This window comes from Kocuria sp. KH4, assembly GCF_053711175.1.
Map to the genome: position 1 here is coordinate 272787 of NZ_JBSJYX010000001.1, position 21280 is coordinate 294066.

Sequence of the window (21280 nt, forward strand, 5' to 3'; positions counted from 1 at the left end):
GCCTTGCCAGGCGCCGCGACGCAGACTGGAAGATCCTCGGACGAGAGCCTTCCGAGTGCAATCGCTAGTTGGCGTCCCCGAAGTCGAGGTTGGTGAACAGGGAGTTGATCTTGGGGCCGAGGATGAGGAAAGCGGCGACGATGATGACGGCCATCAGACCGACGATCAGGCCGTACTCGACGGCGGTGGCGCCCTTCTCCTCGCGGGTCAGGCGGTCCACGATGGAGTTCTTGGCGTCGGCGACGTACTGCAGGGTGACGAGAATGGGCAGCATGATGAGTCCTCAGAGTAAGAGAGAAAAGGGGGTTGGGTCGTAGGACGAGCCCTTGGCATTCGCGTCTTGCGGGATCTGTCTGCCGCTTGCCTACCGACCTGTAGAAAAGATAGCGGTAGCGATTGCAAAGTGACAAGCATTCGAACGCATGCAGTTTGGGGGACGTCAAAGAGCGACGTAATGCCTAGTGGGACACTGCATGCGTCTGCATCGACCACCACTGAGGGGGACTTGTCCCCCGAACGGCGTCAGTACAGGCCCGGCAGCAGGTACGACCGGGCCACCTGCTCTCCCACCGCCACGGCCAGCAGGGCGCCGGCCAGCATCGACGGGCCGAACGGGACGTCGCTGCGCAGGCCCCCGCGGCGGGACGCCAGCACGGCCAGGCCCACGACCGCCCCGATGACGGACGCCAGGACGGCACCGACGAACAGCGCCCCCCACCCCTGGTAGCCGAGGAAGAGGCCGAGCACCGCGGCCAGCTTGACGTCGCCCATGCCGAGGCCGGCCGGCGAGATCAGCGCCAACACGAGGTACAGGACGAAGAGGGCGACGGCGCCGAGCACGGCCCGCACCACGCCACCCCATGCGCCCTCACCTGCGGCGGCGCAGGCGAGGAGCACGAAGCCGACGCCCAGCGCGGGCAGCACCACGGCGTTGGGCAGCAGATGGTGACGCAGGTCGATCACGGCGAGCACCACGGCGACCGCGGCGAAGAACAGGTACGCCGGCAGCTCCCACGAGGAGCCGAGAACCGCCGCCACCAGGACGAACAGGGCCGCGGTGGCCGTGGCGAGCACCGGCCGGGACGGAGCCGGCAGCGGCTCGTCCACCGCGGGGCTGTAGCGGACGACCACACGGGGCAGGAACGCTCCGAGCACCGCGCCGGTCAGCCCGGTGGCGACGAGGAGCCACAGCGGTGCGGCGTTGACGACGGTCTCCACGGACGGCCCCTCGGGTTCGTGGGCGCTTCGGCGGTCGCCCGGTGAACTGCTGTCCCCCGATGAGGGGCGCGGTACGGCACCGACCCTAACCGAGCGCGGGCCCGGTCCGGTGTCGAAGCAGGTCGCACGGCATTTCCGGGAAAAAGAGTCAGAGCGTCCGAGAATGCGCACCAGCATTCATGACGAATCGGCGGGAGCCCGAAAGTCGGCTTTACCTGCCGACGACAGCGACCGGTGTTCTGCGCACGTCCCGATTCAGCACGAGAGCACGACGTCGAGCGCCGTCTGCAGGCCGCGCTCCTGCCAGATCTCCTGCCCTACCTGCTCAGCGGTGGCTGTACAGGCGAGCGCCTCGACGACCGCCGCCGTGAGCCGCTCCGCAGTCAGCCGCTTCCGGGGAATGGGCGCCGCGGCGAGCCCGCGCCGGTGCAGCTGCCGGCCCCAGAACGGCTGGTCGGCGAGGAAGGGCACGACCACGTGCGGAACGCCGGCCCGGGCCACGGTGTGCACGGTCCCGGCCCCGCCGTGGTGGACGGCGAGCGCCGCCCCGGTCAGCGCCGCGTCCAGCGGCACGGATCGGGTGACGTGCACGTCGTCGCCGCGCAGCGCGTCGGGCAGGTCGAGGCCGCCCCAGCCCGTGAGCAGCAGGGTCCGCAGACCGTGGGCGCGGGCGGCCTCCACCACTGCTCTCCCCCGGGCCAGCGGGTCACCGGCGGCCATGGAGCCGAAGGTCGCCACCAGGTGCTCCCCGCCCCGCAGGAATCGGAGCACGTCAGGATCGAGCGGTGCAGCGCCGGCGTCGTCGTGCCACGCGCCCGTGAGGTGGGTCGTAGCGGGCCAGTCGGCGGGCCGGTGCAGCAGCTGCGGGCTGATGGGGACCAGCGACGCCGCCGGGGCGGAGGGCGCGGCCCCGGCGGAGCAGCCGGGCAGCTGTGCGCACGCCCGCTCGACGTCGCGGCGGAACATCCGCCCAGCGCTGCGGGTGACCGCGTAGGTGCACCGGTTGAACGGCCCGAGGTCGTGGGTGACCACCCCCGGCGCGGGGAACTCCCGGGTGGGGGTGAGGACGGGCACGGTCTCCACCACCACGTGGGGAACGCCGAGCGCGTCGGCGACCAAAGGGGCGGTGAGGATCTTGGGGTGGTGCACGACCATGTCGGGCCGGTAGGCCAGGGTCTCGCGGACGGCGGCGGAGAGCATCCGGCGCATGCCGGGGCCCACCTCGGTGCGGTAGGAGCGCACGGCCCGCCACGGCGAGACGCCCTGCGTGCCGATCAGCCGCTGGACGTCGACCTCCAGGCCCACCGTGTCGAGCCCGGACAGATCCGCCCCCGGGTTCTCGGGGACGGCGAGCCGGACCTCGTGCCCGTGCGCAGCAGCGCGACGGGCCAGGGCGGCGAACGGCTCCACGTCCCCGCGGGATCCCGCGGTCAGCAGCATCATCCTCATGGTCCGTCCCTCCTGGTGAGCGCCGCCCGGATCCGCGCGCTCCCGGGCACGACGACGCCGGGAGGACCCACGCGTCACGTGTCCGCTCGGCCCGTTAGCGCGTCCGGGGCTGTTCCTAGCATGGATCGTGTCGGAGGTCACACCGGCCGGTCCGGTTCTTCGGCGCATACCATCCATCGGTTCTGCGGAGGACGATCGACATGAGCACGCATACGAATCCCTGGCCCGCCGGCACGCCCTGCTGGGTGGACCTGATGGCCTCCGACCTGGAGCGCACCCAGGCCTTCTACCGCGACGTCCTCGGCTGGACGTACTCCGAGTCCCAGCCCGAGTACGGCGGCTACTGCAACGCCCTGCTCGACGGCAACGGCAACGGCGGCAGCGCCGACGGTGACGCCGTCGCCGGGCTCTCCCCCACCACGGAGGGCATGGAGGGCTCCCCGCACGTGTGGTCGGTCTACCTCGCCACCGATGACATCTCCGCCCACGCCGCGAAGGCCGCGGAGGCCGGGGCCACGCAGGTCTACGAGCCCATGCAGGTCGGCTCCTACGGGTCCATGGGGATGTGGAACGACCCCACGGGCGCCACCTTCGGGATGTGGCAGGCCGAGGAGCACACCGGCTTCCGCCGCGTGGACGAGCCCGGCACCGTGGCCTGGTGCGACCTCATGACCGGCGACCCCGACGCGGCCCGGGGATTCTACGCGAGCGTGTTCGACTACGAGTACCAGGACATCGGCGACGACTCCATGCCCTACGCCATGTTCAGCGTGCCGGGCGGTGAGCGGCCCGCCGGCGGTATCGGCGGCCCGGACCCCAGCACGGACGGCGCCCAGCAGGGATGGGGCGTGGCGTTCCAGGTGGAGGACGTCGACGCCGCCGCGGAGCGCGTGCGCCGCGCCGGGGGCTCGATCACCGCGGAGCCGTCCGACTTCGAGTACGGGCGGATGGCCGTGGCGACCGGCCCGGACGGCGAGGCCTTCGTGGTCATGACCCCGTCCGAGTCGATGTAGCCGACGGGCCTGCACCGCGCCCGGCTCAGGGACCGGGCGCGGTGCAGCTCTCCTCGGGTCCCCAGCGCAGCCAGTCGGGCAGGTCCGCGGTGAAGGCCTCGCGCACGGCGGCGGTGTTGGTGGTCGTCCAGTCCACGGGCCCGTCGATCTCCACCTCGTGCTTGTCCCACTCGAACCAGCTGATCATCTTCAGCTGCGGGAAGTCCTGCGGCATCGACGGGTCGAAGACCTGCTCCCACCACGCCTGCTTGATCGCCAGCTCCTCGGCGCCGCCCACGGCCGGGTTGTAGAGGGCGGCGGTCTCCGGGATGGCCACGGGCTTGCCGCGCCGCTCCCCGTACTCGGCGTAGAAGTCGGGGACGGCGCTGTCATCGCCGCCGGCGCCGTCGTAGGTGCCCGTGAGCTGGGCGGCGAACTTGCCGGCCTCGGGGAGCTCGTTCTCCCCCCAGGGGTGCTGGTCGCCCCAGTGGTACAGGGACATGCCCACCCAGTCCACGGCGTCGTCGCCCGGGTAGTACGGGGCGTACGGGTCGTCGGCCATGGTCAGCTCGCCGTTCCCGTCGGTGTCCAGGGCGGCGAAGTCGGCGGTGCCGGGCTCGGCCTCGTGCTGCCCGCCGGCGAACGGATAGCCGCCTCCGTAGTTGGGGGCCCACATCATCGCCGACCCGGGGGCCCGTTCGTGCACCGCCTCGGCCACCCGCCGGTAGGCCTCCACGTAGGCGGCCGGCTGCTGGCCCCAGGCGTACCAGGAGCCGTTCATCTCGTGGGCGAAGCGCACGACGACCGGCACCCCGGACTCGTTGATCGCCGCGAGATCGGCCGTCAGGGCCTGCACGGCCTCGTCGGTCACGTCCTCGAGCCCGCCCTCGGGCTCGAGGGTCAGCAGCAGCATCTGCCCGTCGGCGCGGACCTGGTCGGCCGCCATCCGCAGGTAGTCGTGCCCACGCTCGTCGTAGGGGAAGCCGGTGAAGGACACGGAGACCGCCGGCCGGTGGCCGAGCCGGTCGGCGTAGTCGGCCAGCGGCTTGTCCTCCCAGTCCAGGTTCACGCCGTAGAGGGCCCCGGACCCGGGGGCCAGCTCGGAGCGGTCCAGGACGGTGCACACCGGCGGCGGCGCCGGCTGGGCCTGCTGCTCGGCGCGGGCGGAGAGCTGCGTGGCGATGGTGCCGCCGCCCAGCGCCAGGGCGCCGATGACGACCACGGCGACGATCGAGGATTCCTTCACGCCGTCAGCTTAGGCATTTCTTCATCGCAAATCATGGAACTGCGCCGGGGACGACACACCGGGACGGACGACACCTCGGGGCGGGCGGCCCGCCGGGTCAGCCGAGCAGGATCACGTCCAGCCGCCGGGGCCCGTGCACGCCCTCGACCCGCTCGAGCTCGATGTCCGAGGTCGCGGAGGGCCCGGAGATCATCGTGATCGGGGCGGTCGGCTCGACCCGGGCCAGCGCCTCCGGGACCAGCTCGACCACCGAGTCCAGGGCCACCACGCAGATGTGGTGGTCCGGGACCAGGCTGATCGCCCGCCGGCCCTCGTCGGGACGGCCGGTGAGGAAGATCGTGCCGGTCTCGGCGCAGGAGACCGTGGAGGAGGTGACCACGGCGTCCACCGCGTTGAGCTCGCGCACCCCCAGCGCCGAGGCGGCCCGGGCGTCGTTGGGGTCCACGAGCGCCCGCCGCATGCCGGTCTCCTCCGGCAGCCAGGAGCGGTCCAGGCCCTCGGGCACCACGTAGCGGGAGGAGGCGCCCAGCAGCGCGGCGATCCGGCCCGGCAGGGACGCGGGCGACTCCCGGTGCACGGTGGCCTTGTAGTCGACGAGCCGGTCCTCGAGCATGTCGACGATGTCCGCGCGCGCCCGGCCGGAGGCCCGGCGGTAGGTGCGCCCGACCTCCGGGACCGCCGGGGCGTCGCCCAGCGCGCCGCGGATGCGGGCCAGGATCTCGGTCTTCGCGTCGGTGCTCATGCGCTCCCCTCCTCGTCGGCCGCGGCACCCGGGACCCCGTCCTGGGCCAGCCGCTGCTCGGTCTCGTCGCCGTGCCGGGCCCACCAGTTGCGGAAGGACTGCTTCGGCGGGGCGGGGATGTCCCGCTGCTCGGTCCAGCCGCCCACCACGCCGGGCAGCCAGGAGATGGCCCGGTCCCGCCCGGCCACGGCCCGCCCCAGGGGCAGGCCCTTCTCGGCCAGCGCCATCCGCGTGCCGGAGGACATCATGAAGGACGCTCCCTTCATCATCAGGTCCATCTGGGACCGGACCTGCGGCGCGCGCCGGGACCGCGACTCGGCGGCGGCGCCGTCGTCGGGCCGTTCGCCGTGGCGGGTGCGCACGTCCTCGTCGCGCAGGTGCACGAGGATCTCGGGAATGTTGATCTTCACCGGGCACACGTCGTAGCAGGCCCCGCACAGCGAGGACGCGTAGGGCAGCGAGGCGTTCTGCTCGGAGGTGATGCCGGTGAGCTGCGGGGAGAGGATCGCCCCGATCGGCCCCGGGTAGGTGGAGCCGTAGGCGTGGCCGCCGGTCTGCTCGTAGACGGGGCAGACGTTCAGGCACGCCGAGCAGCGGATGCAGTGCAGCGCGGAGCGCCCCTGGGGGTCGGAGAGCACGGCGGAGCGGCCGTTGTCCAGCAGCACCACGTGCACGTCCTGCGGCCCGTCGCCGGGGGTGACCCCGGTCCACATCGAGGTGTAGGGGTTCATCCGCTCGCCGGTGGAGGAGCGCGGGAGCAGCTGCAGGAAGACCTCGAGGTCGGTGAAGGTGGGCACGATCTTCTCGATGCCCATCACGGTGATCAGGGTCTCGGGCAGGGTCAGGCACATCCGCCCGTTGCCCTCGGACTCCACCACGGTCAGCGTCCCGGTCTCGGCCACGCCGAAGTTGGCCCCGGAGATCGCCACCGAGGTGGAGAGGAACTTCTCCCGCAGGTGGGACCGGGCCGCCTCGGCCAGGTCGCGCGGCTCGGAGGTCAGGGACTCGTCGGTTTCGGGCATCTCCTGGAGGAAGATGTCGCGGATCTCGTGCCGGTTCTTGTGGATGGCCGGGACGAGGATGTGGGAGGGCTTGTCGCGGCCCAGCTGCACGATGAGCTCGGCCAGGTCCGTCTCGGTGGCCTCGATCCCGGCCGCGGACAGGTGCTGGTCGAGGCCGATCTCCTGCGTGGCCATGGACTTGATCTTGATGACGTCGGTGGAGCCGGTGGCCTGCACGAGCCCGGTGACGATCCGGTTGGCCTCCTCCGCGTCCCGGGCCCAGTGCACGGTGCCGCCGCGGGCCGTGACGTTGCGCTCGAACTCCTCGAGCAGCTCCGGCAGGTGCGCCATGACGCGCTCCTTGATCGCGGAGCCGGCGGCGCGCAGCTCCTGCCAGTCCGGCAGCTCGCCGGCCACCCGTGCCCGCTTGCCGCGGATGGTGTGGGTGGCGTGGCGGATGTTGGCGCGCATCTGCGCGTTGCCCAGCTCCGCCTTCGCGGCGGCGGGGAAGGCGGTGGACGCGTGCAGGTTGCCCTGCCCGTGGACGGGGCGGACGGCGGGCATGCCCAGGGCGGTGCGGCTCATCGGGCGTCTCCTCGGGCGGCGGACGGGGCGGACGGGCGCGACGACGACGCCGTGCGGCGCGCCGTCGGGGACGGGATGGACAGCTCGACCGGCCCGGAGACCTCCAGCGGGTTGCTCCGGGTGGAGGCGAGAATCTCGGCGAAGTGCACCGTGGTCACCCCGGTGTCCCGGCGGGCCATGGCCCCGCCCAGGTGCATGAGGCAGGAGGCGTCGCCCCCGGTGCACAGCTGCGCGCCGGTGGCCGCGATGTTGTCGATCTTCTCCTCGGCCATCGCCGCGGAGACCTCCGGGACCTTGAAGGAGAAGGTCCCGCCGAACCCGCAGCACTCCTCGGCGTCGGGCAGCGGCACGAACCGGAGGTCGGCGACCGAGGCGATCAGGTCCCGCTGCCGGTCGCCCAGGCGCAGCAGGCGCATCCCGTGGCAGGAGGGGTGGTAGGTCACCGTGTGCGGGAACCAGGAGCCGAGCTGGGCGGCCGCGTCGGTCACGCCGAGCACGTCCGTGAGCAGCTGGGAGAGCTCGTAGGTGTTCGCGGCGACGGCCTCGGCCTGCTGGGCCAGGTCCTCGTCGCCGCCGGCCCGGGCCACCATCGGCTGCTGGTGGCCCAGGGAGGCCACGCAGGAGCCCGAGGGGGCCACGGCCACGTCGTAGTCGGCGGCGGAGAAGGCGTGCACGTGGTTGCGGACCACCGGCAGGGCGTCGTCCAGGTAGCCGCTGTTGACGTGCATCTGGGAGCAGCACCCCTGGCCGGGCGGGAACACCACCTCGTGGCCGAGCCGCTCGAGCACGCGCACGGTGGCCAGTGCGACCTTCGGGTACATCGCGTCCACGATGCACGTGGCGAACAGTGCGATTCTCATGCGGCCTCCGGACGGTGCAGGTCGGACGGTGTGGGAAAGACGGTGTGGAATCGACGGGCGGCGCACCGGCGCCACCTGTGGTCTGACCATGCTAGACCGGTGAGGGCGGTCACACAATCGCGGGCCACCCGGCCGGCGTCGGACCCGCGTCGAGCTTGGGCGTGTGACCTGCCTCATGTACTGTTCGTGCTCGAACGCCTGTGGTCCGACCATAGGCGGTCGTGCCCCGGGGCCCGTGCCCCGCCCGCCCTCGTCCCCTTCGGAGACCGCGTGACCACCTTCACCTCGATGACCGACGCCGTCGGCGGGAGCGTCGCGCTCTCGGCCCTGGTCGGCACCGTCCCGCTGCTCACCTTCTTCGTCATGCTCCTGGGCGTGAAGGCCCGCGCCCACGTCTCCGGGGCCACGGCCCTCGCGGCGGCGGTCGTCGTGGCCGTCCTGGCCTTCGGGATGCCGCCGGGACTGGCCCTGCTCTCGGCGACGCAGGGGGCGGTCTACGGCCTGTTCCCGATCGTGTGGATCGTGGTCATGGCGCTGTGGTTCTACCAGGTCACGGTGCTCAGCGGTCGCTTCGAGGACCTGCGGACGATCTTCGACACCATCGGCGGCGGGGACCTGCGGATCCAGGCGGTGCTCATCGCCTTCTGCTTCGGCGGCCTGCTGGAGGCCCTCGCCGGCTTCGGCGCGCCCGTGGCGATCACGGCCACGATGATCCTGGCCCTGGGGCTCAAGCCGCTGAAGACGGCCACCGTGGTGCTGATCGCCAACACCGCCCCCGTGGCCTTCGGGGCGATCGCCATCCCGATCACCACCGCGGGCGTGCTCACCGGGCTGGACCCCGCCCGGATCGGCGCGGTCGTCGGCCACCAGGCGCCGTTCTTCGCGGTGCTCGTGCCCTTCATCCTGCTGTTCATCATCGACGGCCTCCGCGGGCTCCAGGAGGCCTGGCTCGCCGCCCTCGTGATCGGCGTGTCCTTCGCCGTCGCCCAGTGGTGGACCGCGACCTACTTCTCCTACGAGCTCACCGACGTGGTCGCGTCCCTCGTGGGCCTGGCCGCGGCCGTGGTCCTCCTGCGCTTCTGGCGGCCGACGGGCGCCGACGGCGTCCGCGCGCGCCTGGGCGTGGACAAGCCGCCGGCACCCGAGGGTCTGACCCCGGCCCGTGTGTGGATGGCCGTGCTGCCCTACGTGCTGGTGGTGGCCGTGTTCGGCGTGGCCAAGCTGTGGACCCTCGGCGCGGACGTGCCGGCCGCCCTGGCCGGGACCGACGTCTCGATCCCCTGGCCCGGTCTGGACGGGCGCCTGGTGGACGCCGGGGGCGAGCCGCTCGGCAGCACGGTGTACAAGCTGCAGTGGCTCTCCAGCCCCGGGACGCTGCTGCTGCTCACGGGCCTGCTCGTGGCGGTGGTCTACTCGGCGTTCACCGCCGGCGGCCGCTTCCGGCTGTCGGTCGGCGAGGCGGTCGCCGAGATCGGACGCTCGTTCTGGAAGATGCGCTTCTCCGCGCTGACGATCATGAGCGTGCTCTCGCTGGCCTACGTGATGAACACCTCCGGGCAGACCATCTCCATCGGGACGTGGGTGGCCGGCATCGGCGCGGCCTTCGCCTTCTTCTCCCCCGTGCTCGGCTGGCTCGGCACCGCCGTGACGGGCTCGGACACCTCCGCCAACGCGCTGTTCTCCAACCTGCAGAAGACCGCCGCCGAGGGCACCGGGCTGGACCCGCACCTGATGACCGCGGCGAACACCTCCGGCGGCGTGGTCGGCAAGATGATCTCCCCGCAGTCCCTCGCCATCGCCGCGACCGCCGTGGGCATGGAGGGCAGGGAGTCCGCGATCTTCCGCTCCGTCGTCTGGTGGTCGCTGGGCCTGCTGGTCCTGCTGTGCACCCTGGTGTTCCTGCAGTCCAACGTGCTGGCCTGGATGGTGCCCACCTCCTGAACGCCCCGTGCGGCCCCGCCGGATTCCCGGAGCCGGCGGGGCCTCACCCGTTCCCTAGACTGGAGCGCATCTCGTCCAACGTCAGGAGCAGCCCGTGCCCACGGCCTCGCGCATGTACACCGTCGTCCTCGACTGGCTCGAGGAACGCCTGCGCTCCGGGGAGATCTCGGTGGGCGACAAGCTGCCCGGGGAGCGCCAGCTCGCCGAGGAGTTCGGCATCTCCCGCGCCTCGGTGCGGGAGGCGATCCGCATCCTCGACGCCATGGGCCTCGTCCGGTCCTCGACCGGCTCCGGCCCGGCCGCCGGCGCGGTCGTCATCTCGGAGCCCTCGGCCGCCCTGGGCTGGGCCCTGCGCCTGCACGTGGCCACCCGGTCCCTGCCGGTGCGGGACCTGGTGCAGACCCGGCTGCTGCTGGAGACGCAGTCGGCCCTGGAGGCGGCGACCGCCCCGGAGACCCCCGAGCGGGCGGCGGCGCTCGGGCGCGCGGCCGAGCTGGTGGCGGCCATGGACGACCCGCTGCTGCCCGACGAGCAGTTCCACGCCCACGACGCCGCCTACCACGTCCTGCTCTCCTCGCTGGCGGGCAACGTGGTGGTCGAGACCGTCATGTCCTCGCTGCGCCAGGCCACGATCGGCTACGTCCAGGAGACGGTGGCGGGGCTGGAGGAGGACTGGCCGCAGGTCCGCGGCACCCTGCAGCGGCAGCACCACGAGATCCTGCGGGCCTTCCAGGAGCGGCGGGGGCAGGACGCGGCCGCCGCGCTGCGGGAGCACATCACCTGGTTCTTCGGCCACCGCCGCGCCGGCGAGGACGGAGGAAACTGACCGGTCCCCGTCCGGGGACATGAGAACGGCCCCACCGGAACCGGTGGGGCCGTGGTGCTCCTCGGCGAGGTTGCACGGTAGGGGGCCTCGGCCGTGGGGGTGCAAGGTGATCCAAGCCTTGCGCGGCCGCATCCCGGTCCAGGGGGGACTATCCCGGGGCGGCCCCCTACCGTGAGCAGGTCGGTGGACCATCCGGTCGGATGCAGGGCCTCATGGGGGGACGGGCCGTGCACCGTGGGGACGTCTCTCGCTCGTCCACCGACTTCTTTTCTCTGCTCGCACTGACGATTCTGCCCGACGTCCACATGCAGATGAATACACTTTCGTCTACATTGCGGCTGGACTTCCGGCCGGACCGCGGCCCCGCGGGCCGGGCGGGGACTCAGAGGTCGCGCAGCTGGGGATCCACGAGACCGCTCTGGTACGCCTTGATGAGCGCCTGCACGCGGTCCCGCACGCCGAACTTCTCGCACACCCGGCCGAGGTAGGCCTTCACGCTGCCCTCGGAGACGTGCATCTGCTCGGCGATCTCCCGGTTGCTGAGCCCCTGGGCCAGCAGCGTCACGGTCTCCATCTCCCGGTCGGTCAGCAGCGAGCGCAGGGCGTCGTCCGCCGAGCGCGCCTGCTGCTGGTCCGGCACGGAGATCACGTTGTCCGCCAGGGCCCGGGCGATGGCCGGCGAGAGCGCGATCTCGTTGTCGAGGACCTGGTTCACCGCCGTGATGATCTCGTCCGGGCGGGCGTCCTTGACGAGGTAGCCGGCGGCGCCCGCGCGCAGGGCCGGCACCACGAACTCCAGGGTGGAGAACGTGGTGAGGGCCAGCACCTTCGACCGGGGGCTGCGGGAGGTGATCTCCCGGGTGGCCTCGATGCCGTCCATCACGGGCATCTTCATGTCCATCAGCACCACGTCCGGATCGGACACCAGACAGCGGTCGACGGCCTCACGTCCGTTGGACGCCGTCCCGATGACGTCGAACCCCGGCTCGGCGGAGAAGAAGGACTTCAGGGCCTCCAGCATCAGCGGCTGGTCGTCCACGACGAGAACTCTGGTATCAGTCACCCGCACAGTCTATTTTTCCCTGTCCCCCAAAGTGCAATACGTCATCTTCGACTTAAGTCACGAAGGGTCTGGACAAAGGTTGCTGGACCCCAACTGTTAACGTTGGCAAAGTTGTCATTACCAGAGCAGCACACCCCCCTTGTAGCCGGGACATCTCTCCCCCCGTGCCGGCCGCATCCCCCCGATCCGGTGCTGCTCTCGTGATCCAAGGAGCCCCCCGTGAAGAAGAAGATCACCAGCGCCCTCGCCGCTACGCTCGTCGCCACCACCCTGGTCGTCGCCCCTGCCGCCCCCGCCAATGCCGCACCGCGTTACGTCGTGTGCAGCTGGTGGCCTGTCTTCTGCTGATGTAAGACTTGTGGGTGTGGCGAATGTAATCGCATCCATACGACCAGCGCCCCGGACAGCCGGAAGAACTTCGTTCTTTCACGCCGAGCCCATTCCTCGGTGGTTGTCCGGGGTGCTGGTCGTTTATGCGCTGATTGTCATGCTCGATGACCTGCGCTATCTCGCCCTGCACTTCACGGGCGACGCCCAGGCCGACCTGATGATGACGCTGGATGGTGTGCTTTCCTACGCCGCCATTGGAATGATCGCGTGGCGATCATCCTGGGCTTCGGTGACCTCCGTCGCATGTCTGTTCACCTCGCTGATCATCCAAAATTATGGATCGGTCATCATCACGACCTGCCTGGTGACGATCGCCGTCATGGCCACCGCGTCGCGTCACTTCATCACGGCGCATCTGCTGGTCTACCTCGCGTGGGCGGTTGCCGCATCCATGGTCGGTGGTGCCTTCAACAGCTCCCTGTTCTGGTCCACGGCAAATGCCTTGCTGGTCGCCGCGCTGGTTGGCGGAGCCATGCGCTTCTTCCGGCAGCAGCGCCGTCGTAACGAGCAACGGGTCCGTGACCTGGAAATCCTCAACCAGCGGCTGCGGGAGGACGAGCGGCAGGCCCTGGCCCGGGACCTGCACGACGTGGTCGCCCACGAGCTCACGCTCATCACCATGCAGACCATGAGCCGGCGCCGCTCCGAGGACGTCGGGGAGCTGCACCAGGTCCTGGAGACCGTGGAGGGCGCGGCCCGCTCGGCCCTGCACGAGCTGCGGGTGCTGCTGCGGCTGCTGCGGGACGAGAACGACGGCGACCACCCCCGCGACGTGACGGGCGCGGGCCTGGCCATCGGCAGCCTGGACCAGGTGGTCACCTCCCTCGCGGCGAGCCTGCGGGACCTGCGCTTCGACCCCCAGGTGGCACTCACCGGGGACCTGGAGGCCACGCCCACGACCGTGCGCGGCACGGCGGCCCGCATCCTGCAGGAGTCCGTCACCAACATCATCAAGTACGCCCCGCGCGGGTCCCGCTGCCTGATCTCCGTGGCGGCCGACGACCACGAACTGAAGCTGCGGGTCACGAACCCGCTCCCCCGCTCGTCCCCGCACGCGGGAAGCCGGTCCTCCGAGCTGTCCTCGGGGCTGGGCCTGCGCGGGATCACCGAGCGCGTCTCGCTGCTGGGCGGCCACGCCGAGAGCGGGCCCGAGGGCGGGCAGTGGGTGCTCGACGTCTGCCTGCCCGTGGACGGCCGGGAGGCCCTGTGACGGACGGCGCGCCCCGTGCCGGCGGCCCCGTGGGGGAGGCCCTGTGACCGGGTCGCCTGCCGGCCCGCACGGGCTGGCGCAGCGGGTGGCCGACGTCGTCGCCACCATCCCCCCGGGGCGGGTGCTGTCCTACCGGGACGTGGCGGAGCTCGCCGAGTGCCGCTCCCCGCGGGTGGTCGGCACGCTCATGGCGCGCAACCCCACCGGCGCGCCGCTGCCGTGGTGGCGGGTGGTCACCGTGCAGGGCACCCTCGCCGACCACCTGCAGGCCGAGGCCCGGGAGCGGTACCGCGCGGAGGGCACGCCGCTGCTCGAGGACGAGCGGCACCTGGTGCGCGTGGACATGGCCCGCGCGCTGTGGACCCCCGGGACCCCGGGCGCCTGAGCCCCGGGACGCTCGGGTCCCGGGCGCCCGCGCCGGCTCAGTACTCCGGCGGCCCGGCCACCTCGAAGAAGCCGCCCGCCGGGTCGAAGGACCGGCCGGTGAGCCGCTCGAACGCCTCGACGTAGCGCGCCCGGGTCCTCTCCACGACGTCGTCCGGCAGCTGCGGCACCGGGCCCGTGCCCGTCCATCCGGACTCGTCCGAGCGCAGCCAGTCCCGCACGTACTGCTTGTCGAAGGACGGCTGGGCCTGTCCCGGCGCGTAGGTCTCCGCGTCCCAGAAGCGGGAGGAGTCGGGGGTGAGCACCTCGTCGCCCAGGGTGATGGCGCCGCGGTAGGAGTCCAGGCCGAACTCGACCTTGGTGTCCGCCACGATGATCCCGCGTTCGCGGGCGATCTCCTCGGCGGCGCCGTAGATCGTCAGCGTGAGCTCGCGCAGCCGGTCGGCCACCGCGCGGCCCACCACGTCGGCCATCTCCTGGAACGTGATGGGCAGGTCGTGCTCGCCCACCTCCGCCTTGCCGGTCGGGGTGAAGATCGGCTCGGCCAGACGGGAGCCGTCCACCAGACCCTCGGGCAGCCGGATCCCGCTGACCTCCCCGGACGCCCGGTAGTCCTTGAGCCCCGAGCCCGTCAGGTAGCCGCGGGCGATGCACTCGACCGGGAACATCGAGAGGTTCTTGCAGACCACGGCACGCCCTCGCACGGGCTCGGGCACGTCGGTGGTGAGGACGTGGTTGGGCACCCCGGAGAGCTGCTCGAACCACCACAGGGACAGCTGCGTGAGGATCGTGCCCTTGTCCGGGATCAGCGTGGGCACGACCTCGTCGAACGCGCTGATCCGGTCCGTGGCGACGACCAGGACGGAGCCCGCCCGGTACTCGGCGTTGTCGTGGATGGCCACCCCCGTGGCCCGCAGCCGCGACTCGTCCGGGACGTAGAGCTCCCGGACCTTGCCCGAGTAGAGGTGGGTCCAGCCGGGGATCTGCGGTGGCGTGGTGACGGTGCCGTGCTCGCTCATGCCTGCTCCTGCCGGGGTCGGGGATCGGGGGCGCCGGGGACGGTGATCGTCCCCCGGGCGGCCTTCAGGGCGATGTCGGTGCGGTGCTGGGAGCCCTCCAGCTCGACCAGCCCCACGCCGCGGTAGGCGCGCTCGCGGGCGGCCTCCAGGTCCGCGCCGAGGGCGACCACGGAGAGCACGCGCCCGCCGGCGGAGAGGATCCGCCCGGCGTGCGGGCCCTCGCCGGCCACCGCGGTGCCGGCGTGGACCACATGGACGCCCTCGAGCGCCTCGGCCTGCTCGAGCCCGCCGATGGGGTCGCCCGTGCGGGGAGCGTCGGGGTAGTCCTGCGCGGCGACGACGACGGCGACGGCGGACTCCGGGCGCCAGCGCAGCCGCTCGGCCTCGTCGAGCCGGCCGGAGGCGGCGTCGAGCAGGAGCCGCCCGAGCGGGGTGGCGAGCCGGGCCAGCACGGCCTGGGTCTCCGGGTCGCCGAAGCGGGCGTTGAACTCGATGACGCGCAGCCCGCGGCCGGTCACCGCCAGCCCGCAGTACAGCACGCCGACGAAGGGCGTCCCCCGGCGGCGCATCTCGTCGACCGTGGGGCGGGCCACCCGCTCCACGACCTCGTCCACGAAGCCCTCCGGCAGCCAGGGCAGCGGCGTGTAGGCGCCCATGCCGCCGGTGTTGGGGCCCTCGTCGTCGTCGCGGATCCGTTTGAAGTCCTGGGCCGGGCTCAGCGGGATCACCCGGGAGCCGTCGGTGAGCACGAACAGGGACACCTCGGGCCCGTCGAGGAACTCCTCGACCACCACGGACCCGCCCGCCGCGAAGCAGGCGGCGGCGTGCTCGAGGGCGGCCGCGCGGTCGGAGGTGACGACCACGCCCTTGCCGGCGGCGAGCCCGTCGTCCTTGACGACGTAGGGCGCCCCGAAGGTGTCGAGGGCGTCGGCGGCCTCGTCCTCGGTGGTGGCCACCCGGGCCATCGCGGTGGGCACGCCGGCCGCGGCCATAACCTCCTTGGCGAAGGCCTTCGACCCCTCGAGCCGCGCCGCGGCCTGCGAGGGGCCGAAGACGGGGAAGCCGGCCGCGCGCAGGGCGTCCGCCACGCCGGCGACCAGGGGCGCCTCGGGGCCGACCACGACGAGGTCGGCGGCGAGCTCGCGGGCGAGGGCCGTGACCGCCGCGGGGTCGGCGGCGTCCACGGCGTGGACCGGGACGAGCTGCGCGATGCCGGCGTTGCCCGGCGCGCAGTGCACCTGCGCCACCTCCGGATCTGCCAGCAGTGCGCGGATGATTGCGTGTTCGCGGCCTCCGGGGCCCAGTACCAGAACCTTCACGCCCTCAGGCTAGTGGTCGACGACGGCATCCGACACATCGCCGCCGGGGCCCTCCGCGCAGGGACCGGGGCGGGCCCGTCCCGGCTGACATACTGGGCGGATGCAGACCTTCACCTCGGACCGTGCCGTGGACCTCGCGGTGATCGAGCGCAGCGGCTTCGTCGAGTCCCGCCACCGGGGCTCCGCCGTGGTCCTGGACCCGGACGGGAACGTGGCCGTGGAGCTCGGCGACGTCGGCACCCCGATCTTCCCCCGCTCCACGCTCAAGCCGTTCCAGACGATCGCCTCGATGAAGGCCGGCGTGCCGCTGCGCGGGGCCCAGGTGGCCATCGCCTCCGCCTCCCACGTCGGCTCCTTCGAGCAGCTGGGCGCCGTCGGCTCCATCCTCGAGGCCTCCGGGCTGACCGAGGAGGCGCTGCAGTGCCCGCCGGACTGGCCCGAGGACGAGGAGGTCCGTGCCGAGCTCCTGCGGGCCGGACGGGGCAAGACCCGGATCTGCATGAACTGCTCCGGCAAGCACGCCGCGTTCCTGTGGGCGTGCACCGAGAACGACTGGCCCACGGACAGCTACCTGGACCCGGAGCACCCGCTGCAGCGCACCGTGCTCCAGACCGTCGAGGAGTTCTCCGGCGAGCGCATCGCCCACGTCGGCGTGGACGGCTGCGGCGCGCCCCTGGCGGCGATCTCCCTCACCGGCCTCGCCCGCGCCTACGCGACCCTCGGCCGCGCCGCGGGCAACCTCGACGCCGACGCCCGGGCCGCCACGGTGGCCCAGTGCATGCTCGACTACCCCGAGTTCGTGCACGGGCCCGGCCGGTACAACACCGTGGTCATGGAGGAGCTCGACGTCGTGGCGAAGCTCGGGGCGGAGGGCGTGCTCGCGATCGGCACCCGGGCCGGCTGGTCGGTGGCGCTCAAGGTGCTCGACGGCGGCTCCCGCGCCACCGCGCTCATCGGCCTGAGCCTGCTGGCCCACGCCGGGGCCGTGCCCGTCCCGGCCGCCGCCGCGGTGATCGGCCGGGTGGTGCGCCCGATCATGGGCGCCGCCCGCCCGGTGGGCCGGATCCGCGCGGCGGACCCGCTCCTGGAGCTCCTGGGCCCGGAGCTGGCCCGGGCGCTCGGGCAGGAGTAGCGCCGTGGCCCGCCGGCGCATCGACCCCGCGGACGGGGTCCTCGCCCTGGACGCCTGGCGCGCGGACCCGGCCGCCGCGGCCCGGCCCACCGTGGCCACCGCCGTGCGCTACAGCCTCGAGGAGCTGGCGGAGCGGCGCCCCGGCAACAGCGTGGAGGTGCGCGTCCCGCCCTTCGGCGTGACCCAGTGCGTGGCCGGGCCCCGGCACACCCGCGGCACCCCGCCCAACGTCGTCGAGACCGACGCCGGCACCTGGCTGGGCCTGGTCACGGGGGCCCTCACCTGGTCCGAGGCCGTGGCCGCGGGAACGGTTGTGGCCTCGGGCACACGGACCGATCTGGCGGACGCCCTCCCCCTCTTTCCCCGGTAGCCTTGAGGGCATGACCTCCGCACCGTCCCCCTCGTCGCGCCCGCCCGCGCGGAAATGGCCGCGTCGGCGCCGCCGGCGGACGGCCGTGCCGCTCGCCGCGTCCGGCAGCCAGCAGATGACGCTGCGCCGCGCGCCCAACATCTGGGCGTTCGTGGTGCTCGGCGGCGTCGTCGGCATCGTCGCGGGCGTGCTGGTCGGCCTGGCCGGCGGGGAGAGCGCCCAGTTCACCCGGGGCGCCGTGGTCATGTTCATGGTCTCCGTCCTCGCCGTCGTCGGCCTGGCCGCCGGGGCGGTGGTGGCCCTCGTGCTGGACCGCCTCTCGGTGGCCCGCGCACGGGCCGTGACGACCGAGGTCGTGGGCGAGGACGCCCCCGCGGAGCCGCGGCCCGCGGACCGGCCTGCTACGGACCCGGAAGCTGCGGACACGGAGACCGTGGATCCGCGGCCCACCGACCCCCGAGCCTGAGAGAAGCTGATCGACGTGGTTCACCCTGACGGACAACTCAGCCACGACCTGCTCCCCGGAGAGAAGGGCCCCCAGGACGCGTGCGGCGTGTTCGGCGTGTGGGCTCCCGAGGAGGAGGTCGCGAAGCTGGCCTACTACGGCCTCTACGCGCTGCAGCACCGCGGCCAGGAGTCGGCCGGCATCGCCGCCAGCGACGGGGAGCGCATCGCCGTCTACAAGGACATGGGCCTGGTCTCCCAGGTCTTCGACGAGACGACGCTCAACACCCTGACCGGGCACGTGGCCGTGGGCCACTGCCGGTACTCCACCACGGGCGGCTCCCACTGGGCCAACGCGCAGCCCACCCTGGGCGCCACCCCGCACGGGACCGTGGCGCTGGCGCACAACGGCAACCTCACCAATTCGGCCGAGCTCTACGACAAGCTCATCGACAAGTCTGGCTTCCCCTCGCGCGGCGAGATGGCGCAGGGCAACACCACGGACACCGCCCTGGTGACCGCGCTGCTGGCCGAGCACCCGCACGGCTCCCTCGAGGACGCCGCGATGCAGCTGCTCCCCCAGCTCGTGGGCTCCTTCTGCCTGGCGTTCATGGACGAGCACACCCTCTACGCCGCCCGCGACCCGCAGGGCATCCGCCCGCTGGTCCTCGGCCGGCTGGACCGGGGCTGGGTGGTGGCCTCGGAGACCGCCGCCCTGGACATCGTGGGCGCGTCCCTGGTCCGGGAGATCGAGCCGGGCGAGTTCGTGGCCATCGACGAGCACGGCCTGCGCTCGCAGCGCTTCGCCGAGACCCGCCGCGCGGCGTGCGTCTTCGAGTACGTGTACCTGGCCCGCCCGGACACCACCATCAACGGGCGCTCCGTGTACGAGTCCCGCGTGGAGATGGGCCGGCGGCTGGCCCGGGAGCACCGGGTCGAGGCGGACCTGGTCATGCCGACCCCCGAGTCGGGGACCCCGGCCGCCATCGGCTACGCCGAGGAGTCCGGGATCCCCTTCGGCAACGGCCTGGTCAAGAACGCCTACGTGGGCCGGACCTTCATCCAGCCCTCGGACACCATCCGGCAGCTGGGGATCCGGCTCAAGCTCAACCCGCTGAAGTCGGTGGTGGCGGGGAAGCGGCTGGTCGTCATCGACGACTCGATCGTGCGCGGCAACACCCAGCGCGCGCTCATCCGGATGCTGCGCGAGGCCGGGGCCGCGGAGATCCACGTGCGGATCTCCTCCCCGCCCATCAAGTGGCCGTGCTTCTACGGCATCGACTTCGCCTCCCGGGCGGAGTTGATCGCCAACGGCCTGGGGGTCGAGGAGATCCGGGCGTCCCTGGGCGCGGACTCCCTCGGCTACATCTCCGAGGACGGCATGGTCTCCGCCACCCGGCAGGAGCGTTCCGAGCTGTGCACGGCCTGCTTCTCCGGGACGTACCCCACCCGCCTGCCGGACGCCGACAAGCTGGGCAAGAACGTCTTCGAGGCCCGCACACCGGTGGACTCCTCGCCCCGGCGGGACACGGGCGCGCCGTCCGTGGCGCGGCGGCCCGAGCACGCCTCCGCCGTCTCCATCGACACCCGGCCCTCCTCCGACGACGGCCTGTCCCGCCGGGCGGCCGGACGCGCCCGCATCTCCGACCAGGACCCGGGGGTGCAAGAGGGCTCCACCGGCTGCGACCCCGGCCCGGACTCCGACCTCGAGGACCTGCTGCTACCCGAGGACCGGGTCCCGGCCGGACCCGTGACCCCCTCTGCCGCCCAGCCCGCCACCCAGCCCGAGACCGCGAAGGACGCCTGACCATGGCCCAGCACCCCGCCTCCCCGCACCGCACCGTCACCTACGCCAGCGCGGGCGTGGACGTCGAGGCCGGCGACCGCGCCGTCGAGCTCATGAAGAGCGCGGTCCGGGCGACGCACACCCCCAACGTGATCGGCGGGGTCGGAGGATTCGCGGGCCTGTTCGACGTCTCCGAGCTCACGGGCTACCGCAGGCCCTACCTCGCGACCTCCACCGACGGCGTCGGCACGAAGGTCGCGATCGCCCAGACCCTCGACGTGCACGACACGATCGGCTTCGACCTGGTGGGCATGGTGGTCGACGACATCGTGGTGGTGGGCGCCAGGCCGCTGTTCATGACCGACTACATCGCCACGGGCCGGGTGGTGCCCGAGCGGATCGCCGACATCGTGCGCGGCATCGCCGCCGCCTGCGAGCAGGCGGGCACCGCGCTGGTGGGCGGGGAGACCGCCGAGCACCCGGGGCTGCTGCGCCCGGACGAGTACGACGTGGCGGGGGCCGCCACCGGAATCGTGGAGGCCGACGAGCTGCTGGGCCCGGACCGGGTGCGCGCCGGGGACGTGGTCATCGGCATGGCCTCCTCCGGACTGCACTCCAACGGCTACTCCCTGGTGCGCAAGGTCATCAACGTGGCCGGCTGGTCCCTGGACCGGCAGGTCAGTGAGCTCGGCCGGACCCTGGGTGAGGAGCTGCTCGAGCCCACCCGCGTGTACGCCGCCGACGTCCTGGACCTCGCGGCCGCGTTCCCCGTCAACGGCCCGGACCGCACCACCGGCCACGGCGTGCGGGGCTTCAGCCACGTCACCGGCGGCGGCCTCGCCGCGAACCTCGCCCGGGTGCTGCCCGCCGGCCTGGAGGCGACCGTGGACCGCTCCACCTGGGAGCTGCCCGCGGTCTTCCAGCTGATCGGCCAGCTCGGCAACGTCCCGCTGCCGGACCTCGAGCGGACCCTCAACCTCGGCGTGGGGATGGTCGCGATCGTCGACCCGGCCGTGGCCGAGGACGCCGTCGCCCACCTCGCCGCCCGCGGGCTGGGCGCGTGGGTCATGGGCACCGTGGCCGAGATCGACCCCGCCGCCGAGCACAGCGGCCCCGACTGGGTGCAGGGCGCCAAGGGCGTGGACGGCGGCGCAGTGCGGATGGTCGGCGCCTACGCCGGCTGAGCGGGCCCCGCGGCACACGACAGGACCGCCCGGGCGGGGAAGCCCGGGCGGTCCTGTCGTGTGCAGAGCGGCTCCGGGGACGTCTTCCGGGCCGGTGCGGGAACGCAAAGAAGGTGCTC

The 21280-nt window shown here is 72.7% G+C and carries 21 protein-coding genes; 11 read left to right on the top strand and 10 right to left on the bottom strand.

Going from position 1 to position 21280, the window contains the following annotated elements; translation table 11 throughout:
• Positions 1 to 64: 64 nt before the first annotated feature.
• The 3 genes from ACWCOM_RS01325 to ACWCOM_RS01335 all read right to left on the bottom strand — a co-directional run bounded on the left by ACWCOM_RS01325 (position 65) and on the right by ACWCOM_RS01335 (position 2667).
• Positions 65 to 274: a Flp family type IVb pilin gene (locus ACWCOM_RS01325; protein ID WP_454546929.1), complete on the bottom strand. Its 210-nt coding sequence runs from the start codon at positions 272 to 274 to the stop codon at positions 65 to 67.
• Positions 275 to 522: 248 nt separating this feature from the next.
• A complete protein-coding gene (locus ACWCOM_RS01330; protein ID WP_454546930.1) occupies positions 523 to 1218 on the bottom strand; it encodes a prepilin peptidase in 696 nt (231 codons plus the stop codon).
• Positions 1219 to 1473: 255 nt separating this feature from the next.
• The gene (locus ACWCOM_RS01335) at positions 1474 to 2667 is read right to left on the bottom strand and encodes a glycosyltransferase (protein WP_454546931.1); all 1194 of its coding nucleotides are present in this window, start codon (positions 2665 to 2667) and stop codon (positions 1474 to 1476) included.
• Positions 2668 to 2867: 200 nt separating this feature from the next.
• On the opposite strand from ACWCOM_RS01335, the gene ACWCOM_RS01340 reads away from it, so the two are divergent.
• Positions 2868 to 3680 carry a VOC family protein gene (locus ACWCOM_RS01340; protein ID WP_454546932.1) on the top strand — a complete coding sequence of 271 codons (813 nt, stop codon included), beginning with the start codon at positions 2868 to 2870 and terminating at the stop codon, positions 3678 to 3680.
• Between the two features lie 25 nt (positions 3681 to 3705).
• Here the strand turns inward: ACWCOM_RS01340 and ACWCOM_RS01345 are convergent, their stop codons facing one another.
• From ACWCOM_RS01345 to ACWCOM_RS01360, 4 genes are all read right to left on the bottom strand, one after another.
• Positions 3706 to 4905 carry a glycoside hydrolase family 26 protein gene (locus ACWCOM_RS01345; protein WP_454546933.1) on the bottom strand — a complete coding sequence of 400 codons (1200 nt, stop codon included), beginning with the start codon at positions 4903 to 4905 and terminating at the stop codon, positions 3706 to 3708.
• A gap of 97 nt (positions 4906 to 5002) precedes the next feature.
• Entirely contained in the window at positions 5003 to 5647 is a 645-nt protein-coding gene (locus ACWCOM_RS01350; protein ID WP_454546935.1) for a LutC/YkgG family protein, read from the bottom strand.
• Complete coding sequence (locus ACWCOM_RS01355) at positions 5644 to 7233, bottom strand: LutB/LldF family L-lactate oxidation iron-sulfur protein (protein WP_454546936.1); 1590 nt, start codon at positions 7231 to 7233, stop codon at positions 5644 to 5646. Before ACWCOM_RS01355 ends, ACWCOM_RS01350 begins: the two co-directional genes overlap by 4 nt.
• Complete coding sequence (locus tag ACWCOM_RS01360) at positions 7230 to 8093, bottom strand: (Fe-S)-binding protein (RefSeq protein WP_454546937.1); 864 nt, start codon at positions 8091 to 8093, stop codon at positions 7230 to 7232. Before ACWCOM_RS01360 ends, ACWCOM_RS01355 begins: the two co-directional genes overlap by 4 nt.
• Before the next feature lie 270 nt (positions 8094 to 8363).
• Between ACWCOM_RS01360 and ACWCOM_RS01365 the strand changes: the two genes are divergently transcribed.
• Positions 8364 to 10034 (top strand): L-lactate permease, encoded by a 1671-nt coding sequence (locus tag ACWCOM_RS01365; protein ID WP_454546938.1) that lies wholly within the window; start codon positions 8364 to 8366, stop codon positions 10032 to 10034.
• 112 nt (positions 10035 to 10146) lie between these two features.
• The gene (locus ACWCOM_RS01370) at positions 10147 to 10860 is read left to right on the top strand and encodes a FadR/GntR family transcriptional regulator (protein WP_454547084.1); all 714 of its coding nucleotides are present in this window, start codon (positions 10147 to 10149) and stop codon (positions 10858 to 10860) included.
• Between the two features lie 382 nt (positions 10861 to 11242).
• Here ACWCOM_RS01370 and ACWCOM_RS01375 read toward each other — a convergent pair whose 3' ends face one another.
• Positions 11243 to 11923 (bottom strand): response regulator, encoded by a 681-nt coding sequence (locus ACWCOM_RS01375; RefSeq protein ID WP_162459412.1) that lies wholly within the window; start codon positions 11921 to 11923, stop codon positions 11243 to 11245.
• Positions 11924 to 12142: 219 nt separating this feature from the next.
• Here ACWCOM_RS01375 and ACWCOM_RS01380 point away from each other — a divergent pair, with 219 nt between their 5' ends.
• The 3 genes from ACWCOM_RS01380 (at position 12143) to ACWCOM_RS01390 (ending at position 13908) form a co-directional block, all read left to right on the top strand.
• Positions 12143 to 12271, top strand: coding sequence for a hypothetical protein (locus ACWCOM_RS01380; RefSeq protein WP_454546939.1), 129 nt, complete (start codon positions 12143 to 12145; stop codon positions 12269 to 12271).
• Positions 12272 to 12410: 139 nt separating this feature from the next.
• A complete protein-coding gene (locus ACWCOM_RS01385) occupies positions 12411 to 13523 on the top strand; it encodes a sensor histidine kinase (RefSeq protein WP_454546940.1) in 1113 nt (370 codons plus the stop codon).
• A 43-nt stretch (positions 13524 to 13566) separates the two neighbouring features.
• On the top strand, positions 13567 to 13908 hold the full coding sequence (locus ACWCOM_RS01390) for an MGMT family protein (protein WP_454546941.1): 342 nt from the start codon (positions 13567 to 13569) through the stop codon (positions 13906 to 13908).
• 37 nt (positions 13909 to 13945) lie between these two features.
• Here ACWCOM_RS01390 and ACWCOM_RS01395 read toward each other — a convergent pair whose 3' ends face one another.
• Positions 13946 to 14926, bottom strand: coding sequence for a phosphoribosylaminoimidazolesuccinocarboxamide synthase (locus tag ACWCOM_RS01395; protein ID WP_454546942.1), 981 nt, complete (start codon positions 14924 to 14926; stop codon positions 13946 to 13948).
• Entirely contained in the window at positions 14923 to 16245 is a 1323-nt protein-coding gene (gene purD / locus ACWCOM_RS01400) for a phosphoribosylamine--glycine ligase (protein WP_454546943.1), read from the bottom strand. The genes ACWCOM_RS01395 and purD overlap by 4 nt, the downstream gene beginning before the upstream one ends.
• 100 nt (positions 16246 to 16345) lie before the next feature.
• Here purD and ACWCOM_RS01405 point away from each other — a divergent pair, with 100 nt between their 5' ends.
• From ACWCOM_RS01405 to purM, 5 genes are read left to right on the top strand one after another with little or no spacing between them, the layout of a single operon-like run.
• Positions 16346 to 17377 carry an asparaginase gene (locus tag ACWCOM_RS01405; RefSeq protein ID WP_454546944.1) on the top strand — a complete coding sequence of 344 codons (1032 nt, stop codon included), beginning with the start codon at positions 16346 to 16348 and terminating at the stop codon, positions 17375 to 17377.
• Between the two features lie 4 nt (positions 17378 to 17381).
• Complete coding sequence (locus tag ACWCOM_RS01410) at positions 17382 to 17747, top strand: sterol carrier family protein (protein WP_454546945.1); 366 nt, start codon at positions 17382 to 17384, stop codon at positions 17745 to 17747.
• Positions 17748 to 17757: 10 nt separating this feature from the next.
• On the top strand, positions 17758 to 18213 hold the full coding sequence (locus tag ACWCOM_RS01415) for a hypothetical protein (protein WP_454546946.1): 456 nt from the start codon (positions 17758 to 17760) through the stop codon (positions 18211 to 18213).
• A 15-nt stretch (positions 18214 to 18228) separates the two neighbouring features.
• Positions 18229 to 19998, top strand: coding sequence for an amidophosphoribosyltransferase (purF, locus tag ACWCOM_RS01420; protein WP_454546947.1), 1770 nt, complete (start codon positions 18229 to 18231; stop codon positions 19996 to 19998).
• 2 nt (positions 19999 to 20000) lie between these two features.
• Positions 20001 to 21161, top strand: coding sequence for a phosphoribosylformylglycinamidine cyclo-ligase (gene purM, locus ACWCOM_RS01425; RefSeq protein ID WP_454546948.1), 1161 nt, complete (start codon positions 20001 to 20003; stop codon positions 21159 to 21161).
• Positions 21162 to 21280 lie beyond the last annotated feature (119 nt).